Origin of the sequence: Wenjunlia tyrosinilytica, from assembly GCF_014646055.1 — a bacterium.
In the GTDB taxonomy this organism is placed as follows: domain Bacteria; phylum Actinomycetota; class Actinomycetes; order Streptomycetales; family Streptomycetaceae; genus Wenjunlia; species Wenjunlia tyrosinilytica.
Window position 1 is genome coordinate 366,607 of record NZ_BMMS01000001.1, and the last position, 16,252, is coordinate 382,858.

The 16,252-nt window shown below is 72.4% G+C and carries 15 protein-coding genes; 2 read left to right on the forward strand and 13 right to left on the reverse strand.

What is annotated here, in order from left to right; genetic code table 11:
• Positions 1-17: 17 nt before the first annotated feature.
• The 11 genes from IEY86_RS01635 to hrcA all read right to left on the reverse strand — a co-directional run bounded on the left by IEY86_RS01635 (position 18) and on the right by hrcA (position 12,517).
• Positions 18-371 carry a cytidine deaminase-like protein gene (locus tag IEY86_RS01635; protein WP_189129608.1) on the reverse strand — a complete coding sequence of 118 codons (354 nt, stop codon included), beginning with the start codon at positions 369-371 and terminating at the stop codon, positions 18-20.
• A 102-nt stretch (positions 372-473) separates the two neighbouring features.
• Positions 474-1,775, reverse strand: a complete 1,302-nt coding sequence (locus tag IEY86_RS01640; RefSeq protein ID WP_373286936.1) for a hemolysin family protein — start codon at positions 1,773-1,775, stop codon at positions 474-476.
• A 1-nt stretch (position 1,776) separates the two neighbouring features.
• Positions 1,777-2,256, reverse strand: coding sequence for an rRNA maturation RNase YbeY (gene ybeY, locus IEY86_RS01645; RefSeq protein ID WP_189129609.1), 480 nt, complete (start codon positions 2,254-2,256; stop codon positions 1,777-1,779).
• 14 nt (positions 2,257-2,270) lie between these two features.
• Positions 2,271-3,374 carry a PhoH family protein gene (locus tag IEY86_RS01650; protein ID WP_189129610.1) on the reverse strand — a complete coding sequence of 368 codons (1,104 nt, stop codon included), beginning with the start codon at positions 3,372-3,374 and terminating at the stop codon, positions 2,271-2,273.
• Between the two features lie 95 nt (positions 3,375-3,469).
• A complete protein-coding gene (locus tag IEY86_RS01655) occupies positions 3,470-4,396 on the reverse strand; it encodes a ribonuclease Z (RefSeq protein ID WP_229698071.1) in 927 nt (308 codons plus the stop codon).
• Between the two features lie 190 nt (positions 4,397-4,586).
• Complete coding sequence (locus IEY86_RS01660) at positions 4,587-4,946, reverse strand: histidine triad nucleotide-binding protein (RefSeq protein WP_189129611.1); 360 nt, start codon at positions 4,944-4,946, stop codon at positions 4,587-4,589.
• A 48-nt stretch (positions 4,947-4,994) separates the two neighbouring features.
• Positions 4,995-8,195, reverse strand: a complete 3,201-nt coding sequence (locus IEY86_RS01665) for a S41 family peptidase (RefSeq protein WP_189129612.1) — start codon at positions 8,193-8,195, stop codon at positions 4,995-4,997.
• A 168-nt stretch (positions 8,196-8,363) separates the two neighbouring features.
• A complete protein-coding gene (locus tag IEY86_RS01670) occupies positions 8,364-9,113 on the reverse strand; it encodes a 16S rRNA (uracil(1498)-N(3))-methyltransferase (RefSeq protein ID WP_189129613.1) in 750 nt (249 codons plus the stop codon).
• Positions 9,110-10,252 carry a nitronate monooxygenase gene (locus IEY86_RS01675; protein WP_189129614.1) on the reverse strand — a complete coding sequence of 381 codons (1,143 nt, stop codon included), beginning with the start codon at positions 10,250-10,252 and terminating at the stop codon, positions 9,110-9,112. The genes IEY86_RS01670 and IEY86_RS01675 overlap by 4 nt, the downstream gene beginning before the upstream one ends.
• 114 nt (positions 10,253-10,366) lie before the next feature.
• Entirely contained in the window at positions 10,367-11,500 is a 1,134-nt protein-coding gene (gene dnaJ, locus IEY86_RS01680; protein ID WP_189129615.1) for a molecular chaperone DnaJ, read from the reverse strand.
• A complete protein-coding gene (gene hrcA / locus IEY86_RS01685; protein ID WP_189129616.1) occupies positions 11,501-12,517 on the reverse strand; it encodes a heat-inducible transcriptional repressor HrcA in 1,017 nt (338 codons plus the stop codon). It lies immediately after the preceding gene.
• Positions 12,518-12,711: 194 nt separating this feature from the next.
• Here hrcA and IEY86_RS01690 point away from each other — a divergent pair, with 194 nt between their 5' ends.
• A complete protein-coding gene (locus IEY86_RS01690; RefSeq protein WP_189129617.1) occupies positions 12,712-13,431 on the forward strand; it encodes an MBL fold metallo-hydrolase in 720 nt (239 codons plus the stop codon).
• A 34-nt stretch (positions 13,432-13,465) separates the two neighbouring features.
• Positions 13,466-14,296 carry a DUF3097 domain-containing protein gene (locus tag IEY86_RS01695; protein ID WP_189129618.1) on the forward strand — a complete coding sequence of 277 codons (831 nt, stop codon included), beginning with the start codon at positions 13,466-13,468 and terminating at the stop codon, positions 14,294-14,296.
• A 10-nt stretch (positions 14,297-14,306) separates the two neighbouring features.
• Here IEY86_RS01695 and IEY86_RS01700 read toward each other — a convergent pair whose 3' ends face one another.
• Both IEY86_RS01700 and hemW read right to left on the reverse strand, forming a co-directional pair.
• A complete protein-coding gene (locus tag IEY86_RS01700; RefSeq protein WP_189129619.1) occupies positions 14,307-14,861 on the reverse strand; it encodes a Uma2 family endonuclease in 555 nt (184 codons plus the stop codon).
• Positions 14,862-14,961: 100 nt separating this feature from the next.
• A complete protein-coding gene (gene hemW, locus IEY86_RS01705; protein WP_189129620.1) occupies positions 14,962-16,194 on the reverse strand; it encodes a radical SAM family heme chaperone HemW in 1,233 nt (410 codons plus the stop codon).
• Positions 16,195-16,252 lie beyond the last annotated feature (58 nt).

The window sequence follows — 16,252 nt, forward strand, 5'->3', positions numbered from 1 at the left end:
CGATCGCGCGGGCTCCCTCAGCCAACCGTGACCGTGGAGCGCACCGAACCGTCCGGCCCGGCCAGCACCAAGGGGGTGTCCGGGCCGCCCAGGTCGCGGACGGCGGCCCGGTCGGCGTCGGCCGCGGCGGTGGCCTCGGAGACCACGGCGGCGGCCTCAAGGCTCTTCGCCCCGCTGGCCACGGCCATGGCCACAGCGGTCTGCAGGGCGGTCAGCCGCAGGGAGTCCAGGGACACCGTGCCGGCCACATAGGTGCGCCCGGTCTCGTCGCGCACGGCCGCGCCCTCCGCGACACCGTTGCGGGCGCGGGCGGAGCGGGCGAGGGTCACGAGCTTGCGGTCCTCGGCGTCGAGCTGGGCGTCGTCTCTCATGGGCCGAGCATAGAACGGGACGAGGCCGCCCCCGTCGGCGGACCGCGCCGCGCCGAGAGCACGCCCTTCGGCGGACCGCGCGCCCTGCTGGAGCGGCGCCCGTCAGCGGACCGCGTCCTCCTCGGACTTCCCGTTCTCCCCGGGGATCCGCCGCACCAGCACGGTGCCGATGCGGTTGCGCCGCCCGGCCACGCTCTCCGCGGTGAGCCGGATGCCCTCGACCACCGCCGTGGCGCCGGGAATCGGCACCCTGCCGAGCGCCTTGGCGAGCAGGCCGCCGACGGTCTCCACGTCCTCGTCGTCCAGCTCGATCCCGTACAGGTCGCCGAGGTCCTCGATGTCCAGGCGGGCGGTCACCCGGTACTCGCCGTCGCCGAGTTCCTCGACGGGCGGCATCTCGCGGTCGTACTCGTCGGTGATCTCGCCGACGATCTCCTCGAGGATGTCCTCGATGGTCACGATCCCGGCCGTGCCGCCGTACTCGTCGATCACGACGGCCACGTGGTTGCGGTCCTTCTGCATCTCGCGCAGCAGGTCGGCGACGGGCTTGGTGTCGGGGATGAACGCCGCGGGGCGCATCACCGTGGAGATCAGCTCGCTCTCCGCCTCGCGGTTGATGTGCACCCGCCGGGCCAGGTCCTTGACGTAGACGATGCCGACGACGTCGTCCTCGTTCTCGCCGGTGACCGGGATCCGGGAGAAGCCGCTGCGCAGGGCGAGGGTGAGGGCCTGCCGGATGGTCTTGAACCGCTCGATCATCACCAGGTCGGTGCGCGGCACCATGACCTCGCGCACGATGGTGTCGCCGAGCTCGAAGACGGAGTGCACCATACGGCGTTCGTCGTCCTCGATGAGGGAGTCCTTCTCCGCGAGGTCGACGACCGCGCGCAGCTCGGCCTCGGAGGCGAACGGGCCGTGGCGGAAGCCCTTGCCCGGCGTCAGCGCGTTTCCGAGCAGGATCAGCAGGCGCGGAATGGGCCCCATGACGCGGGCCAGCGGCAGCAGCACATAAGCGGCGGCCGTGGCGGTGTTGAGCGGGTGCTGGCGGCCGATGGTGCGCGGGGAGACCCCGACGGCCACATACGAGACGAGGACCATCGCGCCGATCGCGACGAGCAGCACCTGCCACGTCTCGTCGAAGGAGTGCTCGGCGACGATCGCCACGAGCACGGCCGCCGCCATCTCGCAGCCGACCCGAACCAGCAGGGCCACATTGAGGTAGCGGGTGGGGTCGGAGGCGACCGCCAGCAGCTTCTCGCCGCCGCGGCGCCCGGAGCGCGCCGCCTCCTCGGCCCGCCAGCGGGAGACCCTGGCCAGTCCCGCCTCGGCGCAGGCCGCCAGCCAGGCGACGACGACCAGCGCCACCGCGGCGATCAGATAGCTCCTGGTGATGTCCGCGGACACGTCAGGCGTCCGGTGACGCGGGGCCCGAGTCCCGCTGGGCACGCCAGGACTCGAGGATCTCCTTCTGGAGCCCGAACATCTCGCGTTCCTCGTCGGGCTCGGCGTGGTCGTAGCCGAGCAGGTGCAGCACACCGTGGACGGTGAGCAGGTGCAGTTCGTCGTCCATGGTGTGGCCGGCGCCGTCGCCCTGCTTCTTCGCCACCTCGGGGCACAGGACGATGTCGCCGAGCAGGCCCTGCGGCGGCTCCTCGTCCTCCTTGCCGGGCCGCAGCTCGTCCATGGGGAAGGAGAGCACGTCGGTGGGGCCCTGCTCGTCCATCCACTGGATGTGGAGCTGCTCCATCGCGTCGGTGTCGACGAAGATCAGCGACAGCTCGGAGAGGGGGTGGATGCGCATGCGCTGCAGGGCGTAGCGGGCGACGTCGAGCACGGACTGCTCGTCGACCTCCCACCCCGACTCGTTGTTGACGTCGATGGACATGGGGGTGCGGTTTCTCAGCTCTCGGTGCGGTGGGGCTGGTCGGTGCGGTGGGGCTGGCGCGAGGCACGGCCGCGGCGCTTGGGGGCGGCCGGCTCGTGCTCGCCGTCCTCGCCGGCGCCGTCGTGGGCCTCGTAGGCGTCCACGATGGCGCTGACCAGCTTGTGGCGGACCACGTCGGTGCTGGTCAGCCGGGAGAAGTGGATGTCCTCGATGCCGTCGAGGATGTGCTGGACCTGGCGCAGGCCGCTCTTGGTGCCGCCCGGCAGGTCGACCTGGGTGACGTCTCCGGTGATGACGACCTTGGAGTTGAACCCGAGCCGGGTCAGGAACATCTTCATCTGCTCGGCGCTGGTGTTCTGCGCCTCGTCGAGGATGATGAACGCGTCGTTGAGCGTGCGGCCGCGCATGTACGCCAAAGGAGCGACCTCGATGGTGCCCGCGGCCATCAGACGCGGGATCGAGTCGGGGTCGATCATGTCGTGCAGCGCGTCGTACAGCGGCCGCAGGTACGGGTCGATCTTCTCGTAGAGCGTGCCGGGCAGGAAGCCGAGGCGCTCTCCGGCCTCGACGGCCGGACGGGTGAGGATGATCCGGTTGACCTGCTTGGACTGCAGGGCCTGGACGGCCTTGGCCATGGCGAGGTAGGTCTTGCCGGTGCCGGCGGGGCCGATGCCGAAGACGACCGTGTGCTTGTCGATCGCGTCGACGTAGCGCTTCTGGTTCAGCGTCTTCGGGCGGATCGTGCGCCCGCGGTTGGACAGGATGTTGGCGGTGAGCACCTCGGCGGGGCGCTCCGTCTGCTCGCCGTCCGCCTCCTGGCGGAGCATGGCGATGGAACGCTCCACTGAGTCCTCCGTCATGGGCTGGCCGGTGCGCAGCACCAGCATCATCTCGTCGAAGAGCCGCTGGACCAGGGCGACCTCTGCCGGGTCACCGGTCGCGCTCACCTCGTTGCCCCGGACGTGGATGTCCGTCGCGGGGAATGCTCTCTCGATCACACGCAGCAGCGCGTCGCCGGAACCGAGGACGGTGACCATCGGATGCTTGGCCGGCACCACGATGCGGGCGCGCGCCTGGGGCCCTGAGGGCTCGGTCCGGGAGGTGGGTGTCTGAGTCATGGGTCGGCCGCGAGGACCAGATCATCCCGTTTCTTCATCAGGGGCTGTGGCACTGGCCATGGTAACCGGGCCGGGCGGGCCGGGGGCGAGCGCTTTTACCGGGCACGGGCCTGTCGGCGCTTGGGGACGGGCACCCGTATGAGGTCGTCGGCCACGGTGATCTCCCCGTCGAAACGGGCCCCGGCCTCGGCCAGGAACGCGCCCGGGTCGGGGTAGCGCTGCGAGAAGTGGGTGAGCACCAGGTGGCGCACCCCGGCCTCGGCGGCCGCCCGGCCCGCCTGGCCGGCGGTGAGGTGGCCCACCTCGTCGGCCAGCTGAGCGTCCGCCTCGAGGAAGGTGGACTCGATGACGAGCATGTCCACTCCCTGGGCGAGGGCGTGGACCCCTGCGCACATCCGGGTGTCCATGACGAAGGCGAAGCTTTGACCTGGGCGGGGCTCGCTGACCTGGTCGATCCGGACGGTCGTGCCGTCGGGGGCGAGGACGGAGCCCTCGCGCTGGAGCACGCCCACCGCCGGGCCCGCGACGCCGAGGGCGGCGAGACGGTCCGGCAGCATCCGGCGGCCGTCCGGCTCGGTGACGCGGTAGCCGAACGACTCCACCGGATGGGAGAGCCTGCGGGCCTCGAGGGTGAACGCGGCCGAGACCTCCAGCACCCCGTCCTCGACGACCGGGCGCTCGCGCAGCTCGACGCTCTCGTAGTACGAGCTGGCGTACCGCAGCCGGTCGAAGAAGTGCTGGCCGCTGCCCGGGTAGTGGGCGGTGACCGGGTGCGGCACCCGGTCCAGGTTGAGCCGCTGCACCACCCCGGCGAGTCCCAGGCAGTGGTCGCCGTGGAAGTGCGTGACGCAGATGCGGGTCAGGTCGTGCGCGGCGACACCCGCGTGCAGCATCTGCCGCTGGGTGCCCTCGCCCGGGTCGAACAGGATGCCCTCGCCGTCCCAGCGCAGCAGGTACCCGTTGTGGTTGCGGGTCCTGGTCGGCGCCTGGCTGGCCGTGCCCAGGACGACGAGTTCGCGCAAAGCCCTGTCCCCTTGTACCCGGTTTGTACCCGGTGTCCCTGTCCTTGACGTCCCCGTGCCCGACGTCTCGTGCCTGACGTCTATGTGCATGACGTCCTGTGCCCGAGTCTCGTGCATGACGTCCTGTGCCCGACGCGCCCGCACCGGTGCCCTGGCCCGCGATCCCCCGTCGGCGCGGACCGTGCGCGCCCTATCCCGGAGGCCACTCGAGGCCGCGGCCCCCGAGCACATGGGCGTGCGCGTGGAACACCGTCTGGCCCGCGCCGGTCCCCGTGTTGAACACGATGCGGTAGCCGGTGCTGTCCACCTTGTCCTCCGCGGCCACCCGGCCCGCCTCCACGAGCACGTCCGCGGTGACGGCCGGGTCGGCGGCGGCCAGCTCAGCGGCATCGCGGTAGTGGACCCTGGGGATCACCAGGACGTGGGTGGGTGCCTGCGGGTTGATGTCGCGGAACGCCACGGTGGTCTCGGTCTCCCGGACCACGGTCGCCGGGATGTCCCCCGCGACGATCTTGCAGAACAGGCAGTCCGCCTGCGGCTCTCCCGCCACCGGGAGCCTCCTTCTGATCGGTTGCTGCTGGATGCTATCGAGGAACGGTCAGCCGAGGCCGGGAAGCGGGGGCGGGGTCGCGGCCGGGTGTTCCGCGAGGGCCTCCAGGGCCAGGGCGACGGCCTTGTCCAGCTGGGGGTCGCGGCCGGCGGCGTGGTCCTGGGGCGCGCACACCACCTCGACGTCGGGGTCGACGCCGTGGTTCTCCACACCCCACCCGTACCCCTGGAGCCAGACGGCGTACTTGGGCTGGGTCACCGAGGTGCCGTCCACCAGCGAGTAGCGGCTGTCGATGCCGATGACCCCGCCCCAGGTGCGGGTGCCCACGACGGGGCCGAGACCCAGCGCCTGGATGGCCGCGTTGACCATGTCGCCGTCGGAGCCGGAGAACTCGTTCGCCACGGCCACTATCGGCCCGCGCGGGGCGTCCAGGGGGTAGCTGAGCGCACGCGTGCCGCGCGGCACGTCCCAGCCGACGATCCTGCGGGCGAGCTTCTCCACGACGAGCTGCGAGGTGTGCCCGCCGCGGTTCTCCCGCACGTCGACGACCAGGCCGTCCCGGGCGACCTCGACCCTCAGGTCCCGGTGGAGCTGCGCCCAGCCGGAGCCCACCATGTCGGGCACGTGCAGATAGCCGAGGCGGCCCTCGGACTGCCGGTGGACGTAGGCACGGCGGTCGGCCACCCAGTCGTGGTAGCGCAGCGGCTCCTCGTCGTCGACGGGGACGGCCACGGCGTGCCGGGGCTCGCCGCCTCCCGAGGGGGCGACGGTGAGCTCGACGGGCTGGTCGGCGGCGCCCACGAGCAGGGGTCCGGGGCCGACGACCGGGTCCACGGGCCGACCGTCCACCGCGAGGATCGCGTCGCCGGGACCGACCGCGACGCCGGGTGCGGTCAGCGGGGAGCGCGCCCGGGGGTCGGAGCTCTCCGAGGGCAGGACCCGGGCGACGCGCCAGACGCCCTCCGCGTCCCGTTCGAGGTCGGCGCCGAGCAGTCCCTGGCGCCGGGCGCCGCCGCCGTGCCCTCCGGGCGGGATGACATAGGCGTGCGAGGTGTTGAGCTCGCCCTGGACCTCCCAGAGCAGGTCCACGAGGTCGTCGTGGGTGGCGAGCAGGTCCAGCAGCGGGCGGTACCGGTCCAGTACGCCCTCCCAGTCCACGCCGCCCATGTCGGGCCGCCAGAAGTTGTCCCGCATGAGGCGCCCGGCCTCGTCGAACATCTGCCGCCACTCCTCGGCGGGCTGGACGGTGACCCGCACGCGGGACAGGTCGACGGGGATCCGGTCGTCGCTGTTCTCGTCGTCGGACGCCTTCCGGTCGGCGGGCAGCACCACGAGCTTGTCGCCCTCCAGCACCAGCAGGCGGCTGCCGTCCCCGGTGACGGAGAAGTCCTCGATGTCCTCGGCGAGCACCTCCAGCCGGTGGCCCGTCAGGTCGTAGCGCTCCAGGGCGGGGCCGGGCGGCGCGCTGTCGGGGGTGGCCAGGCCCGCGCCGAGGACGCCCTGGACGGGGTGGCGCAGCCACAGCACTCCGTCCTTGGCCGTGCGCAGCGTCGAGTAGCGGTCGGCGCAGACGGGGAAGGCGACGATGCGGTCGGCGAGGCCGTCGAGGTCGACGCGGGTCTGCGGCGCGCTCTCCTCCGTGGCCGTATCGCCGCTCTCCTTCTCGGCGCCGACTCCCCGGCCGTGGCGCTGCGGGCCGAACGGGGACGGGGTGGCGGCGGCGAGGGTGATCAGGTGGGGGCGGCACCCGGCGGGGAACGACAGGTCGAAGACGTGGGCGTCGTAGACGGGGTCGAAGCTGCGCTCGGAAAGGAACGCCAGATGCTTGCCGTCAGGGGTGAAGGCGGGCGAGAAGTCGGTGAAGCGCAGCGGGGTGGCGTCGGCGACGGACAGGTCGGCGGCGTTGGCGATCTTCAGCTGGCGCAGCGGCTCGGGGCCGGGGTGGGACCAGGCCAGCCAGCCGGAGTCGGGGGAGAACACCAGGCCGTTGGCGTCGCCGTCCTCGCTCCTGGCCACCTCCCGCACCTCGCCGGTCTGGGCCTCGACCAGCAGGACCCGGCCGTCGTGGGAGGACACGGCCACCCGGCGGCCGTCGGGAGAGACGGCGAGGTCCAGCACCCGGCCGAGCTGCCCGGAGCCGATGCGGCGCGGGGGCGTGTCCAGGGACGCTCCGGTCGCGGGCGCGAACTCCAGCCCGTCCTCGCCCTCGGCGTCGGACACCCACACCACCTGGTCGCCCAGCACCCTGGGCAGCCTGGCCCGCACCCCCGGCGCCGCGCTCAGGACCCTGGCCGGGCCCTCGCGGTGCGTGACCCAGTGCACGGTCCCGCGCACCTCCACGGCGCTGCCGCGGCCGGTGTGGTCGGGGACGGCCTCGCCGAGGTGGCCCGCCGCCCGCAGGGGGTAGGGCTGAAGGTCGACCCGGGGGCCGCCGAGGCGGATGTCGAGGCGGCGCGGCTCGGCTCCGTCGAGGTCGTCGAGCACCCACACGCGGCCCGCGCTCGCGTAGACGACACGGGCGCCGTCGGTGGAGGCGTGGCGGGCGTAGAAGCCGTCCAGCGGGGTGTGGCGGCGCAGGTCCGAGCCGTCGGGCAGGCTCGAGTACAGGGCGCCGACGCCTTCCTGGTCGGAGAGGAAGGCGATGCGCTCCCCCACCCACAGCGCGCACTCGAGATTGCCGTCGATGCCCTCGTGGACACGGCTGAACTGTCCGTCGCCCGTCGCGTCCAGCCAGAGCTTGCCCGCCGTGCCACCGCGGTAGCGCTTCCAGTAGGCGGCCTCGCGGCCCATCGTGGCGGACAGCAGCAGGACCTCGCCGCCGGCGCCGCGGGCGACCCCGCCGACGGGCCCGTACGGCAGCCTGCGGGCGGGGCCGGCGTCGAGCGGCACGGCGTGCGCCCAGGTCCGCCGCAAGGACGCCTGCCCGGCGGTGGTGATGGCCAGCACCTCGGTGTCGCCGACCCAGCCGCGCACGGATGTCTTGGGACTGCCCCAGTGCGTCAGCCTGCGCGACGCTCCGCCCTCGACCGGAGCGATGTGCACCTCGGGGGCGCCGTCCCGCGTGGAGGTCCACGCGAGCCAGGTGCCGTCGGGAGAGAAACGGGGATGGTCCACGGGCATGTTGTCCGCGCTCACCCGCCAGGCGCGGCCACCGGTGAGCGGGGCCACCCAGACGTCGTCCTCGGCGGTGAAGGCGACCAGGTCGCCGTGGATGTGCGGGTAGCGGAGATAACCAGGCAGGTGCGTCACATCGGCCACAGTAGTCACGCCCGCGAGGCGGGGACGAGCGCTTTCGGACGTTCCCTCCCGTTCAGTTCCGCCCGTTCACGGGGCAGGAGTTGGGATGGGCGGGTGGCCAGGCAGCGGGCACGGGGTTTGCGGTGCCACTGCCCGACGGGCGGCTGCGCGGGCCGCGGGTCAGCCCCAGCGGCCGGTGCGCGTGAGCAGGGCGGCGGTCGCCGCGACGCCCGCCGTGGAGGTGCGCAGGACGCTCTGCCCCAGGCGGTACGGCTTGGCACCGGCGGCGGCGAAGGTGTCGATCTCCTCGGGACAGACCCCGCCCTCCGGGCCGACGACCAGCACGATCGAGCCGGAATCCGGCAGTGGGACCGCGGCCAGCGGCTGTGCGCCCTCCTCGTGGAGGACGGCGGCCAGATCGGCGCCGCCCAGCAGTCCGGCCACCTGATGGGTCGTCATCATGTCGTGCACGACCGGGAACCGCAGCCTGCGCGCCTGCTTGCCGGCCTCCCTGGCGGTGGCTCTCCACTTCGCCAGGGACTTCGCCCCGCGCTCGCCCTTCCACTGGGTGATGCAGCGTGAGGCCGCCCACGGCACGACGGCGTCGACGCCGACCTCGGTCATCGTCTCGACCGCGAGCTCACCCCGGTCGCCCTTGGGCAGCGCCTGGACGACGGTGATGCTCGGGCTCGGCGGCGGATCCTCGCGCAGGCTCTCCACGGCGACCTCGAGGGTGTCCTTGCCCTCGACGGAGGCGACGGTCCCCGAGGCGCCGTTGCCCTCGCCGTCGGTGAGCACGATCGGCTCACCGACCCTCAGCCGGCGGACGGAGACGGCGTGCCGCCCCTCCGCCCCGTCGAGGACGACCGAGCGGCCCGGCGCGGCCTTCGCCAGCCGTTCCGCCTCGACCAGGAAGACCGGTGCGCTCACGCCTGCGCCTTCTCGGCCTCGTCGATTTCGGCGGTCTTCTCGGCCTCGCTGACCTCGGCGGCCTTCTCGGCCTCGTTGACCTCGACGGTCTTCCTTGCCTCGTTGACCTCGGCAACCAGAGTCTCGACCAGCTCTGCGGCGGGCAGGGGGCGGGCGAGCCGGTGACCCTGTCCCGCCCACAGCGCCATCGCCTGCGGATCGCCCGCGGTTGCCGCCGCCTTGCGCAGCGGCGAGGTCAGATAGTGCACCTGCGGATAGGCGGCCGGGGCGTACGGTCCGTGCTCGCGCATGAACCGGTTCACCAGGCCGCGCGCCGGGCGACCCGAGAACGCCCTGGTCAGCTCGGTGTGGGTGAACAGCGGGTCGGTCATGGCCGATTTGTGCACGGCGTTCGCCCCCGACTCGGGGGTGACCAGGAAGGCCGTGCCGAGCTGAGCGGCGCTCGCGCCCGCGGCCAGCACCGCGGCGATCTGCGAGCCGCGCATGAGGCCGCCCGCGGCGATCAGGGGCAGGTCGACGCTCTCGCGCACCAGGCCGAGCAGCGACAGCAGGCCGAGCCCGGCCCCGTCCAGCTCGGGGTCGTTGCGGTGCGAACCCTGGTGCCCTCCGGCCTCCACGCCCTGAAGGCACACCGCGTCCGCGCCCGCGCGTTCGGCCGCGCGCGCCTCGGCGGGCGAGGTCACGGTCACCACGGTGGCGGTGCCGACGCGGCGCAGCGCCTCGATCTCGCTGGGCTTGGGGCAGCCGAAGGTGAAGCTGACCACGGGCACGGGTTCACTGATGAGCAGGGCGAGCTTGGCCTCGTAGGCGTCGTCCGTGGAGCCGCCGCTGTCCCCGAGGGAGGTCTTGAACCACGCGGCCTCGGTGCCCAGTTGCTCACGGTAGACGGCGACCGCCGCCGGATCGGCGGTGGGCGCCTGAGGCATGAAGAGATTGACGCCGAACGGCGTGCCCGGGGCCAGAAGGGGCCGCAGCCGCTCGATCTCCTCGCGCATGCCCGCCGCCGTCTTGTACCCCGCGGCCAGGAAGCCGAGGCCCCCCGCCTGCGAGACGGCGGCGGCGAGCTCCGGCCGGGAACCGCCGCCCGCCATGGGCGCCTGCACGACGGGATGCGGGAAGAGGCTGCTGAACTCGACCATGGGGCCATCGTTTCACGGGGCCAGGGCACACGGAACGCGGGGCGCCGCCCGTCGGACGGCGCCCCGCGGCACGCCACGGCGACAGATCGCCCGCCACCAGTCGGACTCGCCTGCTCAGCGGCCGTTGAAAGCGTCCTTCAGACGGGAGAACAGCCCCTGCTGGCCGGGCGCGAAGTGGCCCGAGGCCCGCTCCTCGCCCCGCAGCTTGGCCAGGCGCCGGATGAGCTCCTCCTGCTCGGCGTCGAGCTTGGAGGGCGTCTGCACCTCGACGTGCACGATCAGATCGCCGCGCCCGCCGCCGCGCAGATGGGTGACACCGCGCTGATGCAGCGGGATCGACTGGCCGGACTGGGTGCCGGGCCGGATGTCGACCTCCTCGAGCCCGTCGAGCGTCTCCAGCGGGATCTTGGTGCCCAGGGCGGCGGCGGTCATGGGCAGCGTGACCGTGCAGTGCAGGTCGTCGCCGCGCCGCTGGAAGACCGCGTGCGGCCGCTCGGAGATCTCCACGTAGAGGTCTCCGGCCGGGCCTCCGCCGGGGCCGACCTCGCCCTCACCGGCGAGTTGGATCCGGGTGCCGTTGTCCACACCGGCTGGGATCTTGACGGTCAGGGTGCGGCGGGAGCGGACCCGGCCGTCGCCCGCGCACTCGGGGCACGGGGTCGGCACGACCGTGCCGAACCCCTGGCACTGCGGGCAGGGACGCGAGGTCATGACCTGGCCCAGGAAGGAGCGGGTCACCTGCGAGACCTCACCGCGGCCGCGGCACATGTCGCAGGTCTGCGCCGAGGTGCCGGGCGCCGCGCCCTCGCCCTCACAGGTGGTGCAGACGACCGCGGTGTCCACCTGGATGTCCTTGGTGGTGCCGAACGCGGCCTCGTCCAGCTCGACCTCGAGACGGATCATCGCGTCCTGGCCGCGCCGGGTGCGCGAGCGCGGGCCGCGCTGCGAGGCGGTGCCGAAGAACGCGTCCATGATGTCGCTGAACCCGCCGAACCCGGCTCCGAAGCCACCCGCGCCGCCACCGCCGGCGGCGGACAGCGGATCGCCGCCGAGGTCGTAGACCTGCTTCTTCTGCGGGTCGGACAGGACCTCGTAAGCGGCGTTGATCTCCTTGAACCGCTCCTGGGTCTTGGGGTCCGGGTTGACGTCCGGGTGCAGCTCGCGCGCGAGACGGCGGAACGCCTTCTTGATCTCGTCCTGGCTCGCGTCACGACGGACGCCCAGGACCGCGTAGTAGTCCGTGGCCACTTACGACTCCGCCAGGATCTGTCCGACGTAACGTGCCACTGCGCGTACCGCTCCCATCGTTCCGGGGTAGTCCATGCGGGTCGGTCCGACCACGCCGAGTTTCGCAACTGCCTCGTCGCCCGAACCGTAGCCGACCGAGACGACGGACGTTGAGTTCAAGCCCTCATGGGCGTTCTCATGGCCGATTCGCACCGTCACTCCCGAGTCCTTCGCCTCACCGAGGAGCCTCAGGAGGACGACCTGCTCCTCCAGCGCTTCCAGCACCGGGCGGATGGTCATCGGGAAGTCGTGGCCGAATCTCGTGAGGTTGGAGGTGCCGCCGATCATCAGCCGCTCCTCGGTCTCCTCGACCAGGGTCTCCAGCAGGGTGGACAGCACGGTGGAGACATTGGAGCGGTCGTCCTGCTCGAACGACTCCGGGAGTTCCACCACCAGCTGGGGAACATCCGAGAACCGGCGCCCGACGACCCGGCTGTTGAGCCGGGCGCGCAGATCGGCCATGACCGTCTCGCCCATGGGGGACGGGCAGTCCACCACCCGCTGCTCGACCCGGCCGGTGTCGGTGATGAGCACCAGCATGACGCGGGCGGGCGCGAGCGAGAGCAGCTCGACATGGCGCACGGTGGAGCGGGTCAGCGAGGGGTACTGGACGACGGCGACCTGCCGGGTCAGCTGGGCGAGCAGCCGGACGGTGCGGGCGACCACGTCGTCGAGGTCCACCGCCCCGCCGAGGAAGTTGTGGATGGCGCGGCGTTCGGCGGCGGACAGCGGCTTGACGCCCGCGAGGCGGTCCACGAACAGCCGGTAGCCCTTGTCCGTGGGGATGCGTCCCGCGCTGGTGTGCGGCTGCTGGATGAAGCCGTCCTCCTCCAGCGCCGCCATGTCGTTGCGGACCGTGGCCGGGGAGACACCGAGGTTGTGGCGCTCGGTGAGCGCCTTGGAACCGACCGGCTCCTCCGTCCCCACGTAGTCCTGGACGATGGCGCGCAGCACCTCGAGCCTGCGTTCGCTGAGCATTCGCGCACCTCCAGCCGTGGTCCTGATCCTCGCGCGTCCTGATACTCGCGCGTCCTCATACCCGTGCATTGGCACTCTGCACAACCGAGTGCCAGTATTCCTGTGCCAGTGTACGGCCGGGTAGCAACGCTCCGGAATGCCGGACCGGCGCGGGCCACCGTATCGCGGCACTTCCCACCGGTTAGCGTCTCCGTATGGACGGAAGATGGGAAGAGTACGGGTGGACCCGGTTGGGTCACGGTGTCGCCCGTCGGCGACTTCCCGGAGTGGACGCCACGGTCGGGGTCGTGACCGGGGAGAACGGGCTGCTGGTCGTGGACACCGGGGGCTCGCTGGAGGAGGGGGCGGAGCTGGCCGCGTCCCTGACCGGGGCCACGGGCCGCGCGGCCACAGATGTCGTGATCACGCACGCGCACTGGGACCACTGTTTCGGGACCCTCGCCTTCGCCGGTGCGGAGGTGTTCGGGGCTCAGGGCCTTGCGGCCCGGCTGGACGGGGAGGAGCTGGCTCGGGACGCGGTCCGGTACGGGGCGGAGCCCGCGAGGGCGCGGGAGGCGGCTGCCGCCCTGGTGGCGCCGTCGCGGCTGGTGGACGGGGAGTACGAGCTCGACCTGGGCGGCCGGGTGGTGCGGCTCCTGCACCCCGGGGGCGCCCACACCGACCACGACCTCGCCGTGGTGGTCCCCGTCCCGGGAGAGCGGACCATCGTCTTCTGTGGCGATCTTGTGGAGGAATCCGGGCCGCCGCAGGCCGGTCCGGACGCGGTGCCGGAGGGCTGGCCCGCTGCGCTGGACCGGCTCCTGGCGGCGGGCGGGGACGGTGCGCTGTACGTGCCCGGACACGGAGCGGTGGTCGATGCCGGGTTTGTCCGTGACCAACGCAACGCCCTGGCGGCCCGGTTCGGCGTGTCGTAGGCGTTCCGGGCCGACCGTTCCTATCGTCGGTCCAATGCGCAGCAGACAGTACGGACCGGACCTCACGCCGCCGTGGAAGAAGAAGAATCCGGCGCCCGAGGTGGCCGCCGAGCCCGGCCTGGTCGTCGAGGAGGCCGTCACCGGCTTCTGCGGGGCGGTGGTGCGCTGCGAGAAGACCGCGCAGGGCCTGACGGTGACGCTCGAGGACCGCTTCGGCAAGCTGCGGGTCTTCCCGATGGAGCCGCGCGGCTTCCTCCTGGAGGGCCGGACGGTGACCCTGGTCCGTCCGCAGGGGCGGTCCGCCGACCGGTCCGGTCCCGCGCGCACCGCCTCGGGCTCGATCGCGGTCAGGGGCGCCCGCGCCCGGGTGGCGAGGGCGGGCCGCGTCTACGTGGAGGGCAGGCACGACGCCGAACTCGTGGAACGTGTCTGGGGCGACGACCTGCGCATCGAGGGCGTGGTCGTGGAGTACCTGGAGGGCATCGACGACCTCCCGTCGATCGTGAAGGCCTTCGATCCCGGCCCCGACGCCCGCCTCGGCGTCCTGGTGGACCACCTGGTCCCCGGCTCGAAGGAGTCGCGCATCGCCGCCCAGGTCACCGGCGACCACGTGTTGGTGGTCGGCCACCCCTACATCGACGTGTGGGAGGCGGTGAAGCCGTCGTCGGTGGGCATCCGGAGCTGGCCCCACGTCCCCCGAGGCCAGGACTGGAAAAAGGGCGTCTGCCGCGCCCTGGGCTGGCCCGAGGACACCCCCGCCGCCTGGCGCCGCATCCTGGCCTCGGTCTCCTCCTACCGCGACCTGGAACCCGCGCTGCTGGGCAGGGTGGAGGAACTGATCGACTTCGTGACAGCACCGGAGTGACCTTGGCGGCTCAGGCCAGTGTCTGGAACTCGTCCGTCCCGATGGCGAGGTCGATCGCGTCGACGGGTACCGGCTCACCGAACTTGCTGATGCGCTCCACCGCGTAGTCGGCCTCCTCACCCGCGCCGGTCGGTTCGGTGAGGAGAACGCACTTGGCGGCGAGGGGGTCGACGATCAAGTAGGCGGGTACCCGTCCGGCCGCGTACATGGAGCGCTTGAGCCTGTAGTCGCGGCCAACACTGCTCTTGGAGACGACCTCCAGAACGAGCGCGACCGCCGGGGCCGCGATGAGACGGCCAGGCCCTTCGACCACTCCGCGCTCGTACACCACGAGATCGGGCTGCGGCTCGCTCAATTCACCCGGAATCCGGATGTCCTGCGTTTGGCTTCGGTGCCGGCGGGCGCGTGGGATCTGATCCACCACCGACTCGACGATCCAGTTGTGGACCCGGTCGGGCCCGGCCGTCATCACGATGTCCCCCCGCAGCAGCTCTGCCTTGTAACCCTCGGGAACATCCAGGTTCTCGAAGAGCTCGGCAATCGTTCGGTCATCCACTGCGGTCATCTCCGTGGCCCTCCACATCACGCCGCGTGCAATAGCGGCAGCGTAGGGACAGCGTAGGTGGGGGGACGGGATATGCGCACGGGTTCACCCCTGCGGGTGATCAGTCGACGAGGTCTCTCACCACCGCGTCGGCCAGGAGGCGGCCTCGGAGGGTGAGGACGGCTTGGCCGGAGTCGAAGGGGGTGGGGGCCAGGAGGCCGTCGCAGACGGCGCGGGCGGCGGCTTCGCGGCCGGTGGGGGTCAGGAGGGAGAGGGGGCAGCCTTCGGACAGGCGCAGTTCCAGGAGGATGCGCTCCACGCGGCGGTCCTCCTCGGAGAGGAGTTCGCGGCCCGCGCCCGGAGAGGTGCCCGCGTCGAGGCGCTGGGCGTAGGCGGCGGGGTGCTTGACGTTCCACCAGCGCACGCCGCCGACGTGGCTGTGGGCGCCCGGGCCAGCGCCCCACCAGTCGGCGCCGGTCCAGTACAGCTCGTTGTGGCGGCAGCGCGCGGCCCTGTCCGTCGCCCAGTTGGAGACCTCGTACCAGGTCAGCCCGGCCGCGCTCAGGGCTTCGTCCGCCATCAGGTAGCGGTCGGCGTGCACATCGTCGTCGACCGGGGCGATCTCGCCGCGGCGGATCCGGCGGGCGAGCTGGGTGCCCTCCTCCACGATGAGCGCGTAGGCCGAGATGTGGTCGGGACCGGCTCCCAGCGCCGACTCCAGCGAGGCCCGCCAGTCGTCGTCGGACTCGCCGGGGGTGCCGTAGATCAGATCGAGGTTGACGTGCTCGAACCCGGCCGAGCGTGCCTCCGTGACGCAGGCCTCGGGGCGCCCTGGTGTGTGCCGCCGGTCCAGGATCTGGAGGACATGCTCACGAGCGCTCTGCATACCGAACGAGATGCGGTTGTAGCCCGCCCCGCGCAGTTCGGCGAGGTAGCCGGGGTCGACCGACTCGGGGTTGGCCTCCGTGGTGACCTCGGCCCCGGGCGCCAGGCCGAACTCCTCCCGGATCGCCGCCAGCATCCGCCCCAGATCGGCGGCGGGCAGCAACGTCGGAGTGCCGCCGCCGACGAAGACCGTCGAGACGGGGCGGTCGTCGCCCGCGAGTACCTTGCGGGCGAGGCGGATCTCCTCGATCAGCGCGTCGGCGTAGTTCTCCCGCGAGGCGAGCGCGCCACCGGAGGAGCGCAGCTCGCCGGCCGTGTAGGTGTTGAAGTCGCAGTAGCCGCAGCGCGTGGCGCAGTACGGCACATGGACGTAGAAGCCGAGCGGTCGCTCCCCCGCCCCGGCGAGGGCGTGGCCGGGCAGGGCGCCGTCTTCGGGGACGGGCAGGCCGTCGGGGAGTGCTGAGGGCATGCCTTCCATTGTCCGGCATCGGCCGCGGAGCCCCTTCCCCGGCGGACCGGGGCCCGTC